This is a genomic window from Escherichia sp. MOD1-EC6819, from assembly GCF_002965765.1.
Taxonomy (GTDB): Bacteria; Pseudomonadota; Gammaproteobacteria; order Enterobacterales; family Enterobacteriaceae; genus Escherichia; species Escherichia ruysiae.
On the sequence record NZ_PTRG01000003.1, the window covers coordinates 19,435 to 33,372 of the forward strand.

The window sequence follows — 13,938 nt, forward strand, 5'->3', positions numbered from 1 at the left end:
GTATCAGGCCTCCCGGCTACGAGCACACATCATCGTTGCTTCGCAAACTACTTTACCGTCGACCAGAGCAACCCCTTTAAAGCGGGTCAGGCCACGGCGCGTTTTTTCGAAAGTGACTTCCATGATCATTTGATCGCCTGGCACGACCGGGCGCTTAAAGCGCGCTTCGTCAATACCAGCGAAGTAGTACAGCTCACCCGGTTCCAGTTTTCCTACGCTTTTAAACGCCAGAATACCTGTTGCCTGTGCCATTGCTTCCAGAATCAGCACACCCGGGAAAATCGGTTTTCCAGGGAAATGGCCCTGGAAGAATGGCTCATTGACAGAGACATTTTTTACTGCGCGCAGAAAACGACCTTCTTCAAAATCCAGCACGCGATCCACCAATAAGAACGGGAAACGGTGCGGCAGAAGTTCTAAAATCTCTTCAATCTGCAGAGTATGAGTGTTAGTAGTCAAGATACTCTTCCTGTCAAAATATAAGAAACGACAATAATAACACGGCCTGCCGCAATCGTAAGAATGAGACAGGCCGTAAAGTTTGGCGAACAAAAGATGGAACGTTAGTCTTGTTGATTAACCTTGCGCTCAAGCGATTTCAGACGCTTGCTCATATCATCAATGTTCATCACCAGTGCAGCGGTTTTGCGCCAGACTTTGTTGGGTTGCAGCGGAATGCCTGAGGAATAGACGCCAGGTTCAGTGATGGGACGCATCACCATCCCCATGCCCGTAACCGTCACTTTATCGCATATTTCCATATGCCCGTTGATTACGCTGGCACCGCCGATCATGCAGTAACGACCAATTTTCAGGCTGCCCGCCATAATGACGCCACCGGCAACCGCCGTATTGTCGCCAATCACGACGTTATGTGCAATCTGGCACTGGTTATCAATGATCACGCCATTGCCGATAATGGTGTCATCCAGCGCACCGCGATCGATGGTAGTACAGGCGCCGATCTCCACGCGATCGCCAATAATCACGCGACCAATCTGAGGGATCTTCACCCAGTTACCACGATCGTTGGCATAGCCAAAGCCGTCCGCACCTACCACCGTTCCGGATTGAATCAGGCAATTCTGACCGATCTGGATCTCGTGGTAAATGGTTACGTTCGCCCAAAGGCGCGAACCTGCGCCGATTTTGCTATTTTTACCAACGAAGCAACCGGCACCGATAATCACGTTATCGCCCAGCTCAACGCCGGACTCAATCACCGCGTTAGCACCAATTGAGACGTTGTTACCCAGCTTCGCCGTTGCATCGATCACTGCACTGGGTGCAATGTTCTGCGCGGGCTGTGGCGTGGTATCTAAAATTTGCGCCATGCGCGCGTAAGTCAGGTAGGGATTCTTCACTACCAGCGCGGCACTTTTCGCGAAAGGAAGATCGTCCTGGGTCATGACAACCGCAGACGCCTGGCACAAGCCTAAATGCTCACGGTATTTTGGGTTAACCATGAACGTGATGTGACCTGTTTGTGCAGATTGCATGGACGCAACGCCGGTGATGACGATATCGCCATCACCGTGTAGTTCTGCATCCAACTGCTGCGCTAAATCAGCCAGTCGAATTGAAGGCATTACTTATTTAACCTGTTTCAGTACGTCGGCAGTGATGTCTTTTACATCGCTGCTGTTGTAAGCAACGGCGTTTGCATCAACAACCAGGTCGATATCCTGGCTGTTGGCAACGGATTTCACAGCAGTCTGGATACGAGTAACCAGTTTGCCGCGTTCTTCGTTGGAACGACGTGCGCGATCCTGCTCAAAAGCCTGCGCTTTCTGAGCAAAAGTCTGGCGCTGAGCCATCACGTCTTTTTCCAGCTTAGTACGATCACTACCGGCTTTCATAGACTGCAGCTTTTTCATTTTAGCTTGCAGATCGGTTTCCATACGCTGCAGTTCGCTGGCACGGCCTTTGAACTCATTTTCCAGCGTGTTAGAAACACCGGTTTTCTGTGCTACCTGCTGGAACAGGCTGCCCATATTGACGATTGCAATTTTGTCAGCCGCCTGAGCAGAAGTTGCCAGTGCTAAACCGAGACCTGCAGCTAATAACCACTTTTTCACAATAAACTCCTTACCATCCCATTTGCACCGGAGGGTGCAGTTCTTTGCGTGGCCCGGCGATCTTATATTGATCGCCTAAAGTCATCGCTACACTACCACTACATTCCTTTGTGGAGAACACTTACCAGGTTTTACCAATGTTAAACTGGAACTGTTCTGCCTTGTCTCCATCGTACTTTTTGAACGGCTGGGCGTAGGAGAACACCAACGGCCCCAATGGGGACATCCATTGTAATGCGATACCCGCAGACATACGGATATTGCTTGGATCACTATAGTCCGGATATCCAGAATATTGGCTGGAATCCCAGTTTGTATCCCAAACGGTGCCCATATCCCAGAAGAAGGAAGTACGAACAGAGTTAGCATACTTGTCGCTAATGAACGGCGTCGGGGTGATGAGTTCGAGGCTGGCAACTGCCATGGCGTTACCGCCTACAGCATCATCCGATTTACACAGGTCTTTCGCTCCGTCCTGAGTCGCACATTCGTAATCATAGTCTGGGTCATAATTACTGGCCTGATGCGGGAAGTAAACCGCTTTTGGACCGATGGTGTTGGACTGGAAGCCACGCACGGTGCTGGAACCACCGGCATAGAAGTTCTCGTAGAACGGCATCTCTTTGCCGCCTAAACCATCACCATAACCCCAGCGGGTACGACCCAGAACAACCCATTTGTGATCGTCGTCGATCGGTACATAGGTCGCCGTGTCTAACGTCACTTTGTAGTATTCGTTATCCGATCCCGGAATGGTCACTTTACCGGTCAGGTTGACACGTGAACCATCTGTCGGGAAATAACCACGGTCAAGCTTGTTATAGGTCCAACCATAGTTGAACGTGAAGTCGTCCGTTTTGAAGCTGTTATCCTGATCAGAGGTGCTCGGATGTTCACCCATAGAGTACAGATAACGCCACATCGCAACCTGCGGCTGCATGTTGGACAGGGAGTTATGTACATAACCCAGACCTGCTCGCAGCGAGTTGTATTCGTTGATCGGGAAGCCCAACGTCACGTCTGTACCATAACTCTTGTTGGTATAGTCGGACAGGTCGGCGTCATCTGCCTGGAAGTCATTATAGAAGAGACGACCACCGAGGCTTACGCCATCTACGGTGAAGTACGGGTTGGTTACCGACAATTCAGCATAGGTCTGGTAATCGTTTTTGGTTCCGTTGATACCAACGGCATAACCCGTACCTAACCAGTTATCCTGTTGCACGCCAGCCTGGAAGCTCACGCCACTTTCAGTACCGTAACCAATACCGAAGTTGAAGCTACCGGTGTTACGTTCTTTCACCTTGTAGACTACATCAACCTGGTCCGGGCTACCCGGAACACGTTGGGTATCGGTATCGACCGTTTCAAAGAAGCCCAGACGATTCAGACGCTCCTTACCCTGATCGACCAGATCGCTACCCAGCCATGCACCTTCCATCTGACGCATTTCGCGACGCAGGACGGCATCTTTCGAGGTATCGTTACCTTCAAAACGGATCTTACGCACATAGAAACGGTTACCCGCATCAACGTTCACACGTAATTTAACGGTTTTGTCAGCATCGTTAATTTCAGGCATCGACTGTACGCGCGGATAGGCATAACCATAGCGACCGAGAAGCTTTTTAATGTCATCTTCCATTTTGGTCACTTTGGTGCCGTTATACAGCTCGCCCGGCTCGATCTTAGTTAGCTGCTCAATTTCAGCGGAGTGCCCGGCAAGGTTACCGCTCACTTCAACCCCAGAAAGCTTGTACTGATCGCCTTCGGTGATGTTCACCGTGACGTAAATACCTTTTTTATCTGGCGTCAGACTGACCTGGGTCGAGTCGATGTTGAAACGGGCATAACCGCGATCCAGATAATAGCTGCGCAGGGTTTCAAGGTCGCCCGCCAGTTTTTGTTTCTGGTATTTACGATCGCCTACCACGTTCCACCACGGCACTTCGTCACGCAGTTGGAAATGAGAGATCAGTTCGTCGGTGGTGAAAGCATGGTTACCAACAATGTTAATTTGCTGGATTTCAGCTGACACACCTTCCTGGAACACCAGTTTTAGGTCAACACGGTTGCGCGGCAGCGGGGTCACGACAGCTTTAACGCTGGCGCTATATTTACCGACGCTATAGTAGAAGTCTTCCAGACCTTTTTCGATATCAGCAATGGTGGTGCGATCAAGAGATTCGCCCACACGCACGCCAGAAGCCTCGAGGTTTTGCTTCAGCATGTCATCTTTCACCGATTTGTTACCGGAGAAAGTGATGCTGGCAATGGTCGGACGTTCTTTTACCTGAACCAGAAGGGTATCACCATCACGAAGGACACGAACATCCTCAAAGTTGCCGGTAGCAAACAGAGCGCGAATGGTATTACTGATATCTTCATCATTAACCGTGTCGCCTGTGCGCACCGGCATACTGAGGAGGGCCGCACCAACGGCGACACGCTGAAGGCCTTCGAAATGAATATCTTTCACTACGAACCCTTCAGCACCGTATACGGTGGCGCTGCTAAACAGCAGCGACGCTATGAGCAACTTTTTCATCGCCATCGTTATTATGCGTTCTTCCTAACTAACTCTCATAACCGAGAGAAATCATTGAAAAGTGCAAGCCCCATTAACAGCACCAGCAGAATCGAGCCAATGCGATAACAAAAGTCTTGAACCCGCTCGGATACCGGTCCGCCCTTGATCTTTTCGATCGCAAGGAACAGCAGATGCCCCCCGTCAAGTACGGGCAACGGAAACAGGTTAATTATCCCTAAGTTCACGCTAATAAGCGCAAGAAACGGTAGATAATAAACAACCCCGAGTTCCGCTGTCATCCCAGCCCCCTTGGCGATAGAGATCGGCCCACTGAGGTTGTTCAGTTTCACATCACCGGTGATCAATTTTCCCAGCATACTGACCGTCAGCTTCATCAACTGCCACGTTTTGTCCGTAGCTTCGACGATGGCGTTGAACGGCCCATACTGGCGTACAACTTTATACTCATCTGGCAGAGGAATGACTTTCGGCTCAATACCGACAAAACCAATCGCCTTACCATTACCCGGTTTACTCTCCGGGATTAATGTCAAAGACAAGGGACTCCCCTGCCTTTCGATTTCCAACGCTAAGGATTTACCCGGATTATCCCGGACAAGCAACACAAAGGTCACCCATTGCGTTAATGGCTGACCATCGACTTTAACGATCCTGTCGCCTGCTTGCAAACCCGCCTTGTTTGCCGCCGAGTTTGGCTGCACATTTTCCACTACTGGTTCAATTTGCGGCCCACGGGGACGAATCCCCAAAGAAGATACTGGATCTTCTTTATCAGGCTCAAACGCCCACTGACGTAAATCGAGCTTTACATCCCGCCGTTGGTCGCTACCAAATGGCGCTACCGTAATGGTGGTGCTTTCATCGCCAATTTTATCGACCAACTGCAAACGCACGGCATCCCAATCAGGCGTTTCGATACCATCTACGGCTTTTAGTTCCGTTCCTGGTGCAATTTGTGCTTGCGCAGCTATCGAATTGGCTGCTATTTCGCCAACCACCGGACGTACACCAGGCACACCGATGATAAAAACCAGCCAGTAAGCAAAGATAGCAAAAATGAAGTTTGCAACCGGACCTGCGGCAATGATCGCCGCACGTTGGCCAACAGATTTATTATTGAAGGCATGGTGGCGAAGCTCCGGAACAACCGGTTCAGCACGCTCATCCAGCATTTTGACATAACCGCCCAAAGGGATCAGGGCGATGACATATTCGGTGCCTAGCTTATCAGTTCGGCGCCAGAGCGCCTTACCAAAACCTATAGAGAAACGCTCAACGCGAACACCGCAACGCCGGGCAACCCAGAAATGACCAAATTCATGCACGGTGATGAGTACACCCAATGCAACGATGAACGAAGCCAAATCCCAGAGAAAACTCAGCATAATACCTTCCGTTAAAGCGTCCTGAATACCAGCAACAGCAGGCAAGCAAAGACCGGTACAGCAGCCGTCAGGCTATCAATACGATCCAAAATACCGCCATGTCCTGGAATTAAATGACCGCTGTCCTTAATTCCTGCTTCACGCTTAAACATGCTCTCGGTCAGATCGCCGAGCACTGAAGCTAACGCTGCGACAATAGAGCAAATGAGTAAGGTGACGGGTGCAACGTCCAGATTCGCCCACATGCCATAACCCCATGAGATTACCGCTGCGGTCGCGAGTCCGCCAATAAAGCCTTGCCAGGTTTTACCTGGAGAAACCTTCGGTGCCAGCTTATGTTTGCCAAACAATTTGCCAAACATATATGCGCCAGAGTCAGCGCCCCAGACCAGGATCATGACATAGAGCAACCATATCGCGCCACTGTAATGATTCTCGTCATAGTGCCAGGCCCGTAACGCCAACATGCCCCAAAAGAAGGGAACAATGGTTAGCACGCCAAAGATAATGCGCAATGTTCTGGAGTTACGCCATATTGTCGCGGAACCGGGATAGAATAACACCAGCAATAGCGCGGCAACCCACCAGCCAAGCGAAGCCCAAAGTGAGACCTCAACCAGTGGTTGATGGATATTTCGGTGATATTCCGGCAACAGAAAAAGCATCAGCGCCAACAATAACCCGCACAGCACCGCCAGCCATACCCGCTGCGAGCGAGAGGTAAAACCGCTAAGCTGTCCCCATTCCCACGCTGCCAGCATACAGACTACCAGCGTAACAATAGCGAACCCTACCGGCGGCAATAAAAACAGCGCCGCGATGACGACAGGTATTAAAACAAAAGCAGATATCAGGCGATACTTCAGCAAAAGCGACCCCCATCAGGCTGTTTCATCACCGGGCTCGGTGCCGCCGAAACGACGCTCTCGATTAGCAAAGGCATTTAGTGCCCCTTCAAAGTCTTGTTCATCGAAATCGGGCCAGAGAACATCTGTAAAGTAAAGTTCGGCATAGGCAATTTGCCAAAGCAAAAAGTTACTAATGCGATGCTCCCCCCCAGTCCTAATTACTAAATCTACAGGGGCCAGTTCATGCATACAGACATGCTGGTTTAGCATCTCTTCATCTATCTGATCTGGTTGCAGGTTTCCTTGCTGCACCTTTTCAGCCAGTTGCCTGACACCCTGGACTATATCCCAACGTCCACCGTAGTTCGCCGCAATATTCAACGTCAGACCGGTATTCCCGGCAGTTAACGCTTCAGATTTACGAATACGCTCTTGCAAACGCGAGTTAAAACGACTGGTATCGCCAATAATACGCAGACGCACGTTATGTCGGTGCAGGCTTTTTACTTCGCTATCAAGCGCCCACACAAACAGTTCCATTAACGCACTGACTTCCTGCGCTGGTCGGTTCCAGTTTTCACTACTAAAGGCATACAGCGTTAACGCCTCAATACCGTTGTTGGCCGCAAAAGAGACCGCCCGGCGAACCGATTTAGCCCCGGCTTTATGCCCAAAGGCACGAATCTTCCCTTGCTTTTTTGCCCAGCGCCCGTTGCCATCCATAATGATCGCGACATGGCGACAGCCATGAACTGGCAATTTTTCGCTAAGTGGTTGAGTAGCAGACAACATCACGCGTTTCTTATTCCCTGACAGGGTTTACGGTACTCAGGAATACTGAAGCCTATACAAAAAAAAGCCGTGTAAAACCACGGCATACCTGATCTTAGAAAGCCAACTACTTACGATCAGATGGCGCAGACTATATCACTGAAGCCCTACGCTAACAAATAGCACGACTCTCTGTAGCCGGATTATCCTCAGCTTGCGAGACGCATCACCTCTTTTCTGGCGACGTCACGCGCACAGGCATCGACAGACAACACATCGTCCACGCATTGTGGTTCGCGCATATCCATTTTTTCCAGAACGGATAAATTCAATGCGGCGATATCCGTAAAGCGGATTTGTTGCGCAAGAAACGCAGCAACGGTGATTTCGTTTGCGGCATTCAATGCAGTCGTCGCAGCCTGGCCTTGTTCGAAAGCATCCATCGCCAGTTTCAGGCATGGATAGCGATCATAATCCGGTGCGGCAAATGTCAAAGCACTCAGTTTGCAAAAGTCGAGCGCCTTCACACCAGAGTTCACGCGATTCGGCCATGCCATGGTGTGGGCAATTGGCGTACGCATATCAGGTTCTCCCAGTTGCGCCAGAACGCTGCCGTCCTGATAACGCACCATTGAGTGAATCACTGACTGCGGGTGAATCAGCACTTCCATCTGGCTGGCACTGGCGTTAAACAACCAACGCGCTTCAATGTATTCCAGACCTTTGTTCATCATGGTAGCCGAATCGACAGAAATTTTACGTCCCATCGACCAGTTCGGATGACGGCAGGCTTGATCGGGCGTCATTGTTGCCAAATCGTGCAATGGCGTCTCACGGAAAGGGCCACCAGACCCGGTAAGTAAAATGGACACCACGCCATTTTGCTCAAGGTCAGCGTATCCCAGATTGTGCTGGATAGGTTGCGGTAAACTCTGAAAAATGGCGTTATGTTCGCTATCGACCGGTAATAACTGCGCTTTACTCTGCTTTACGGCGTCCATAAACAGACGTCCACAGGTGACCAGTGATTCTTTGTTGGCCAGCAGTATGGTTTTACCCGCGCGGATAGCAGCAAGCGTAGGTAACAGGCCTGCAGCACCGACAATCGCCGCCATCACCTGATCAACATCTTCAAGCGCCGCCATATCGCAGGCAGCCTGCTGACCGCTTAAGACTTCAGTGCAACTACCCTGTTGTTGTAGCGTCGTTTTAAGAAGTTTCGCACTCGCTTCATCGTCCATTACGGCATAGCGGGGAGAGAATTCCAGGCACTGTTCTACCATGCGAGTGACATTTTTGCCTGCCACCAGCGCAACTACGCGGAAGTGTTCGGGATTATGGCGCACCACGTCCAGCGTGCTGCAACCAATCGAGCCGGTCGAGCCCAGAATGGTGAGTTGCTTCATGAAACATCCAGAGTTGAGACAGAATAAAAAGCAAAACGCCGCCAGCCGATCCGCAAGGATCTACTGAGCGGCGTTTTTTGTCGTTCAAGAAATCAGAACTGCATCAGTTCTGCTTCTTTGTCTGCCAGCGCCGCTTCAATTTTCTTGATTGCAGCATCAGTCAGTTTCTGTACATCGTCCTGAGAACGGCGATCGTCGTCTTCGCTGATCTCTTTATCTTTCAACAGTGCTTTCACTTTGTCGTTCGCATCACGACGCACGTTACGTACTGCAACACGCGCCTGTTCAGCTTCACCACGAACGATTTTAGTCAGATCTTTACGACGTTCTTCCGTCAGCGGCGGCAGCGGAACGCGGATGTCGCTACCTGCAGAGTTCGGGTTCAGGCCGAGATCGGACGCCATAATCGCTTTTTCAACGGCCGGAGACATTGAACGATCAAACACGTTGATTTTCAGAGTGCGGGAATCTTCTACCGTTACGCTTGCCAGCTGACGCAGCGGCGTCGGCGTGCCGTAATATTCCACGACAATGCCATCCAGCAGGCTGGGAGAAGCACGACCCGTGCGTATTTTGCTGATTTGGGTTTTGAACGCTTCGACGCATTTGTCCATGCGTACTTCAGCATCTTTTCTGATATCGCTAATCACGTTACGAATCCTTGAAAACTTGTCTCAGTCAGACCAGACAGTCACACACAGTGGAAGTGTGCTAAGTATAGCCCTGATTAAACATATTACGGGTAATCGTCTGGATTATTAGGCTATTTTATTTGCCATTTTGACCCCGGGCAGTGCTCGCTATCCTCACGTACTTATGTACGCTCCGGTTGCTGCGCGCTGGCCGTGACCAAACTGCCTGCAACAATAACGCCTTATAACCAGACTTACGCCCCCGCGATACTTATGCGGAATCTTACCCTTATTTATCCATCACGGGAATTATTCCGTGATTAAAGTCCCTTCTTTTTCACCCATTACCACACGGCGCAGCGCACCCGGTTTGTTCATGTTGAAAACACGAATCGGTAATTTGTGGTCACGAGCCAGCGTAAAGGCCGCCAGATCCATTACTTTCAACTCTTTTTCCAGCACTTCACTGTAGGTCAGCTGCTCGTACATAGTTGCAGTTGGATCTTTCGCCGGGTCAGCGGTAAACACACCGTCAACTTTGGTTGCTTTCAGCACCACATCGGCTTCAATTTCGATACCACGCAGACAAGCTGCGGAGTCAGTGGTAAAGAATGGATTACCAGTACCGGCGGAGAGGATCACCACACGGTTGTTGCGCAACAGACTGATAGCTTCTGCCCAGCTGTAGCTGTCGCATACGCCATTCAATGGAATAGCGGACATCAGACGAGCGTTCACATAGGCGCGGTGCAGTGCATCACGCATTGCCAGACCGTTCATTACGGTAGCCAGCATCCCCATGTGGTCGCCCACAACGCGGTTCATACCCGCTTTCGCCAGACCAGCGCCACGGAACAGGTTACCCCCACCAATCACCACACCAACCTGAATACCCAGTTCAACCAGTTCTTTGATTTCCTGAGCCATGCGATCCAGTATGCTTGCATCAATACCGAAGCCTTCAGTGCCCTGCAGAGCTTCGCCACTCAACTTAAGCAGAATGCGTTTATAGACGGGTTTTGCATTGGTAGCCATGTTTCTTTCCTGAGACTGTCAACGATTGAAATGAATTAATACTAGCGACATTGTACGTCGCTTTTCAGCGCAGCCCCATAAGGGTTAGCTGAATTTACAAGATGGGCGCAAAAAGAAGCCGCCCTCAGGCGGCTCCTTTTCGATAATTAAGACTGCTTGGACATCGCAGCAACTTCTGCTGCAAAGTCAGTCTCAACTTTCTCGATACCTTCACCCACTTCGAAGCGGATGAAGCCAGTCACTTCAGCGTTATGCTCTTTCAGCAGCTGACCAACAGTTTTTGCCGGTTCCATAACGAACGGCTGACCGGTCAGAGAAACTTCGCCGGTGAATTTCTTCATGCGGCCTTCAACCATTTTCTCTGCGATTTCTTTCGGCTTACCAGACTGCATCGCGATATCCAGCTGTACCTGGTATTCTTTCTCTACCACTTCAGCAGATACGTCTTCCGGCTTGATGAATTCCGGCTTGCTTGCAGCAACGTGCATAGCGATGTGTTTAACCAGCTCTTCGTCAGCGCCTTTAGCAGCAACCAGAACGCCGATACGCGCACCGTGCTGATAAGAACCCAGAACGTCGCCTTCCAGCGCAGCAACGCGGCGAATGTTGATGTTTTCACCAATTTTCGCTACCAGCGCAACGCGTTCTTCTTCGAACTGTGCTTTCAGAACTTCAACGTCAGTGATTTTGCCAGCAACAGCTGCGTCCAGAACTTTGTCTGCGAACGCCTGGAAACCAGCGTCTTTTGCTACGAAGTCAGTCTGGCAGTTAACTTCCAGAATGATGCCGTAGTTGCCGTCGATTTTGGTTTTGATCACGCCATCAGCAGCAACGTTGCCTGCTTTTTTCGCTGCTTTGATAGCACCGGACTTACGCATGTTTTCGATTGCCAGCTCGATGTCGCCGTTAGCTTCAGTCAGTGCTTTTTTGCAATCCATCATGCCTGCGCCAGTACGCTCACGCAGCTCTTTTACCAGGGATGCGGTAATTTCAGCCATTCTAAAATCCTCGGAGATGTGATCTGCCCGGAATTAAACCGCACAGATATAAAAGTGAAAAAGGGGGCCATATGCAGGCCCCCTAACCAAACGTGTACTACCTGGTCTATAAGGGCTCTCCCCCCTTCATATTTCGCGCCGCAGATGCGTTGTCTTCGCTCGCTCATCCCGGTCACTTACTGATGTAAGCTCCCAAGAATTATCGAGCTTGCCGCCTTTCTGCAACTCGAACTATTTTGGGGGAGTTATCAAGCCTTATTACTCAGCTTCTACGAAGCTTTCTTCCGCCTGGGAAGCCAGATCCTGAGAACGGCCTTCACGTACGGTTGCAGCTACAGCGCCCAGGTACAGGGTCACAGCACGGATTGCGTCGTCGTTACCCGGGATAACGAAGTCAACACCGTCCGGATCAGAGTTGGTATCAACGATAGCAAATACCGGAATACCCAGGTTGTTTGCTTCTTTGATAGCAATGTGTTCGTGGTCAGCATCGATTACAAACAGAGCGTCCGGCAGACCGCCCATGTCTTTGATACCGCCCAGGCTGTTTTCCAGTTTCTCCAGCTCACGAGTGCGCATCAGCGCTTCTTTCTTGGTCAGCTTGTCGAAAGTACCGTCCTGAGACTGAGTTTCCAGGTCTTTCAGACGTTTGATGGACTGACGAACGGTTTTCCAGTTAGTCAGCATACCGCCCAGCCAGCGATGGTTCACGAAGAACTGGTCGCAGCTCAGAGCAGCGTCTTTCACCGCTTCGCTTGCAGCGCGTTTAGTACCAACGAAAAGGATTTTACCTTTGCGAGAAGCAATCTTGTTCAGTTCAGCCAGAGCTTCGTTGAACATCGGTACAGTTTTCTCAAGGTTGATGATGTGAACTTTGTTACGCGCACCGAAGATGAACGGCTTCATTTTCGGGTTCCAGTAACGGGTCTGGTGACCGAAGTGAACACCAGCCTTGAGCATGTCGCGCATGGAAACAGTTGCCATGATTAAAACCTCTATATAAAAGTTGGGGTTATGCCTCCACGTATCCCATATTACCGACCCCAAAGGGCACCCCGGAATATGTGCCGATACGTGTGTGTTGTTACACAAAGTGAGATTGTCGCTCCCGTCCAGTCTGTGTATACGAAATGGATCGGAAGTCCGGCGCGCTTTATACCACAAATACGCCGTGGACTCCAATAATTGTTGGCGCTGTGTACAGCATCAGGCGCTGAATTTTCTATTATAGAAAACCCTCGGTGGCACGTTTCGCGAAGTTCAGAATGATTCTCAATTTGACAGGGTGTGATACCATTGACAGCACTTACATATATATTGTCGGTATCACCGACGCTGATGGACAGAATTAATGGCTATCTCAATCAAGACCCCTGAAGATATCGAAAAAATGCGCGTCGCTGGCCGCCTGGCTGCCGAAGTGCTGGAGATGATCGAACCCTATGTTAAACCGGGCGTCAGCACCGGCGAGCTGGATCGCATCTGTAATGATTATATTGTTAATGAACAACACGCGGTTTCGGCCTGCCTCGGCTATCACGGTTATCCGAAATCCGTTTGCATCTCTATTAATGAAGTGGTGTGCCACGGTATCCCGGACGACGCCAAACTGCTGAAAGACGGTGACATTGTTAACATTGATGTCACTGTAATCAAAGATGGTTTCCACGGCGATACCTCGAAAATGTTTATCGTCGGTAAGCCGACCATCATGGGCGAACGTCTGTGCCGCATCACGCAAGAAAGCCTGTACCTGGCGCTACGCATGGTAAAACCAGGCATTAATCTGCGCGAAATCGGTGCGGCGATTCAGAAATTTGTCGAAGCAGAAGGCTTCTCCGTCGTTCGTGAATATTGCGGACACGGTATTGGTCGCGGCTTCCACGAAGAGCCGCAGGTGCTGCACTATGACTCCCGTGAAACCAACGTCGTGCTGAAACCGGGGATGACCTTCACCATTGAGCCAATGGTCAACGCGGGTAAAAAAGAGATCCGCACCATGAAAGATGGCTGGACGGTAAAAACCAAAGATCGCAGCTTGTCTGCACAATACGAGCATACTATTGTGGTGACTGATAACGGCTGCGAAATTCTGACGCTACGCAAGGATGACACCATCCCGGCGATAATCTCGCACGACGAATAAGAGGCAGACAAACGCAAAAATGCCTGATGCGCTACGCTTATCAGGCCTACTTTCTCCTGCAATATATTGAATTTGCAAGGAGTTGTAG

The 13,938-nt window shown here is 50.3% G+C and carries 13 protein-coding genes; 1 reads left to right on the forward strand and 12 read right to left on the reverse strand.

Going from position 1 to position 13,938, the window contains the following annotated elements; translation table 11 throughout:
- Nucleotides 1-3: 3 nt before the first annotated feature.
- From fabZ to rpsB, 12 genes are all read right to left on the reverse strand, one after another.
- Nucleotides 4-459, reverse strand: a complete 456-nt coding sequence (fabZ, locus tag A7Z06_RS03995) for a 3-hydroxyacyl-ACP dehydratase FabZ (protein ID WP_000210739.1) — start codon at nt 457-459, stop codon at nt 4-6.
- Between the two features lie 104 nt (nt 460-563).
- Entirely contained in the window at nt 564-1,589 is a 1,026-nt protein-coding gene (lpxD, locus tag A7Z06_RS04000) for a UDP-3-O-(3-hydroxymyristoyl)glucosamine N-acyltransferase (RefSeq protein ID WP_001139279.1), read from the reverse strand.
- Nucleotides 1,590-1,592: 3 nt separating this feature from the next.
- Complete coding sequence (skp, locus tag A7Z06_RS04005; RefSeq protein WP_000758956.1) at nt 1,593-2,078, reverse strand: molecular chaperone Skp; 486 nt, start codon at nt 2,076-2,078, stop codon at nt 1,593-1,595.
- Nucleotides 2,079-2,199: 121 nt separating this feature from the next.
- A complete protein-coding gene (gene bamA, locus A7Z06_RS04010) occupies nt 2,200-4,632 on the reverse strand; it encodes an outer membrane protein assembly factor BamA (RefSeq protein WP_001240898.1) in 2,433 nt (810 codons plus the stop codon).
- Between the two features lie 29 nt (nt 4,633-4,661).
- Complete coding sequence (gene rseP, locus A7Z06_RS04015) at nt 4,662-6,014, reverse strand: sigma E protease regulator RseP (RefSeq protein ID WP_000948224.1); 1,353 nt, start codon at nt 6,012-6,014, stop codon at nt 4,662-4,664.
- Between the two features lie 11 nt (nt 6,015-6,025).
- On the reverse strand, nt 6,026-6,883 hold the full coding sequence (cdsA, locus tag A7Z06_RS04020) for a phosphatidate cytidylyltransferase (protein WP_000922432.1): 858 nt from the start codon (nt 6,881-6,883) through the stop codon (nt 6,026-6,028).
- A 12-nt stretch (nt 6,884-6,895) separates the two neighbouring features.
- A complete protein-coding gene (ispU, locus tag A7Z06_RS04025; RefSeq protein ID WP_001517776.1) occupies nt 6,896-7,654 on the reverse strand; it encodes a (2E,6E)-farnesyl-diphosphate-specific ditrans,polycis-undecaprenyl-diphosphate synthase in 759 nt (252 codons plus the stop codon).
- A gap of 188 nt (nt 7,655-7,842) precedes the next feature.
- Complete coding sequence (gene ispC, locus A7Z06_RS04030) at nt 7,843-9,039, reverse strand: 1-deoxy-D-xylulose-5-phosphate reductoisomerase (RefSeq protein WP_000811945.1); 1,197 nt, start codon at nt 9,037-9,039, stop codon at nt 7,843-7,845.
- A gap of 92 nt (nt 9,040-9,131) precedes the next feature.
- Nucleotides 9,132-9,689, reverse strand: coding sequence for a ribosome recycling factor (frr, locus tag A7Z06_RS04035; RefSeq protein WP_000622418.1), 558 nt, complete (start codon nt 9,687-9,689; stop codon nt 9,132-9,134).
- Nucleotides 9,690-9,980: 291 nt separating this feature from the next.
- Nucleotides 9,981-10,706, reverse strand: coding sequence for a UMP kinase (gene pyrH / locus A7Z06_RS04040; protein ID WP_000224573.1), 726 nt, complete (start codon nt 10,704-10,706; stop codon nt 9,981-9,983).
- Nucleotides 10,707-10,852: 146 nt separating this feature from the next.
- On the reverse strand, nt 10,853-11,704 hold the full coding sequence (gene tsf / locus A7Z06_RS04045; protein ID WP_000818112.1) for a translation elongation factor Ts: 852 nt from the start codon (nt 11,702-11,704) through the stop codon (nt 10,853-10,855).
- A gap of 258 nt (nt 11,705-11,962) precedes the next feature.
- Nucleotides 11,963-12,688: a 30S ribosomal protein S2 gene (gene rpsB, locus A7Z06_RS04055; RefSeq protein ID WP_000246882.1), complete on the reverse strand. Its 726-nt coding sequence runs from the start codon at nt 12,686-12,688 to the stop codon at nt 11,963-11,965.
- A 367-nt stretch (nt 12,689-13,055) separates the two neighbouring features.
- Between rpsB and map the strand changes: the two genes are divergently transcribed.
- The gene (gene map, locus A7Z06_RS04065) at nt 13,056-13,850 is read left to right on the forward strand and encodes a type I methionyl aminopeptidase (protein WP_001018194.1); all 795 of its coding nucleotides are present in this window, start codon (nt 13,056-13,058) and stop codon (nt 13,848-13,850) included.
- Nucleotides 13,851-13,938: the final 88 nt, after the last annotated feature.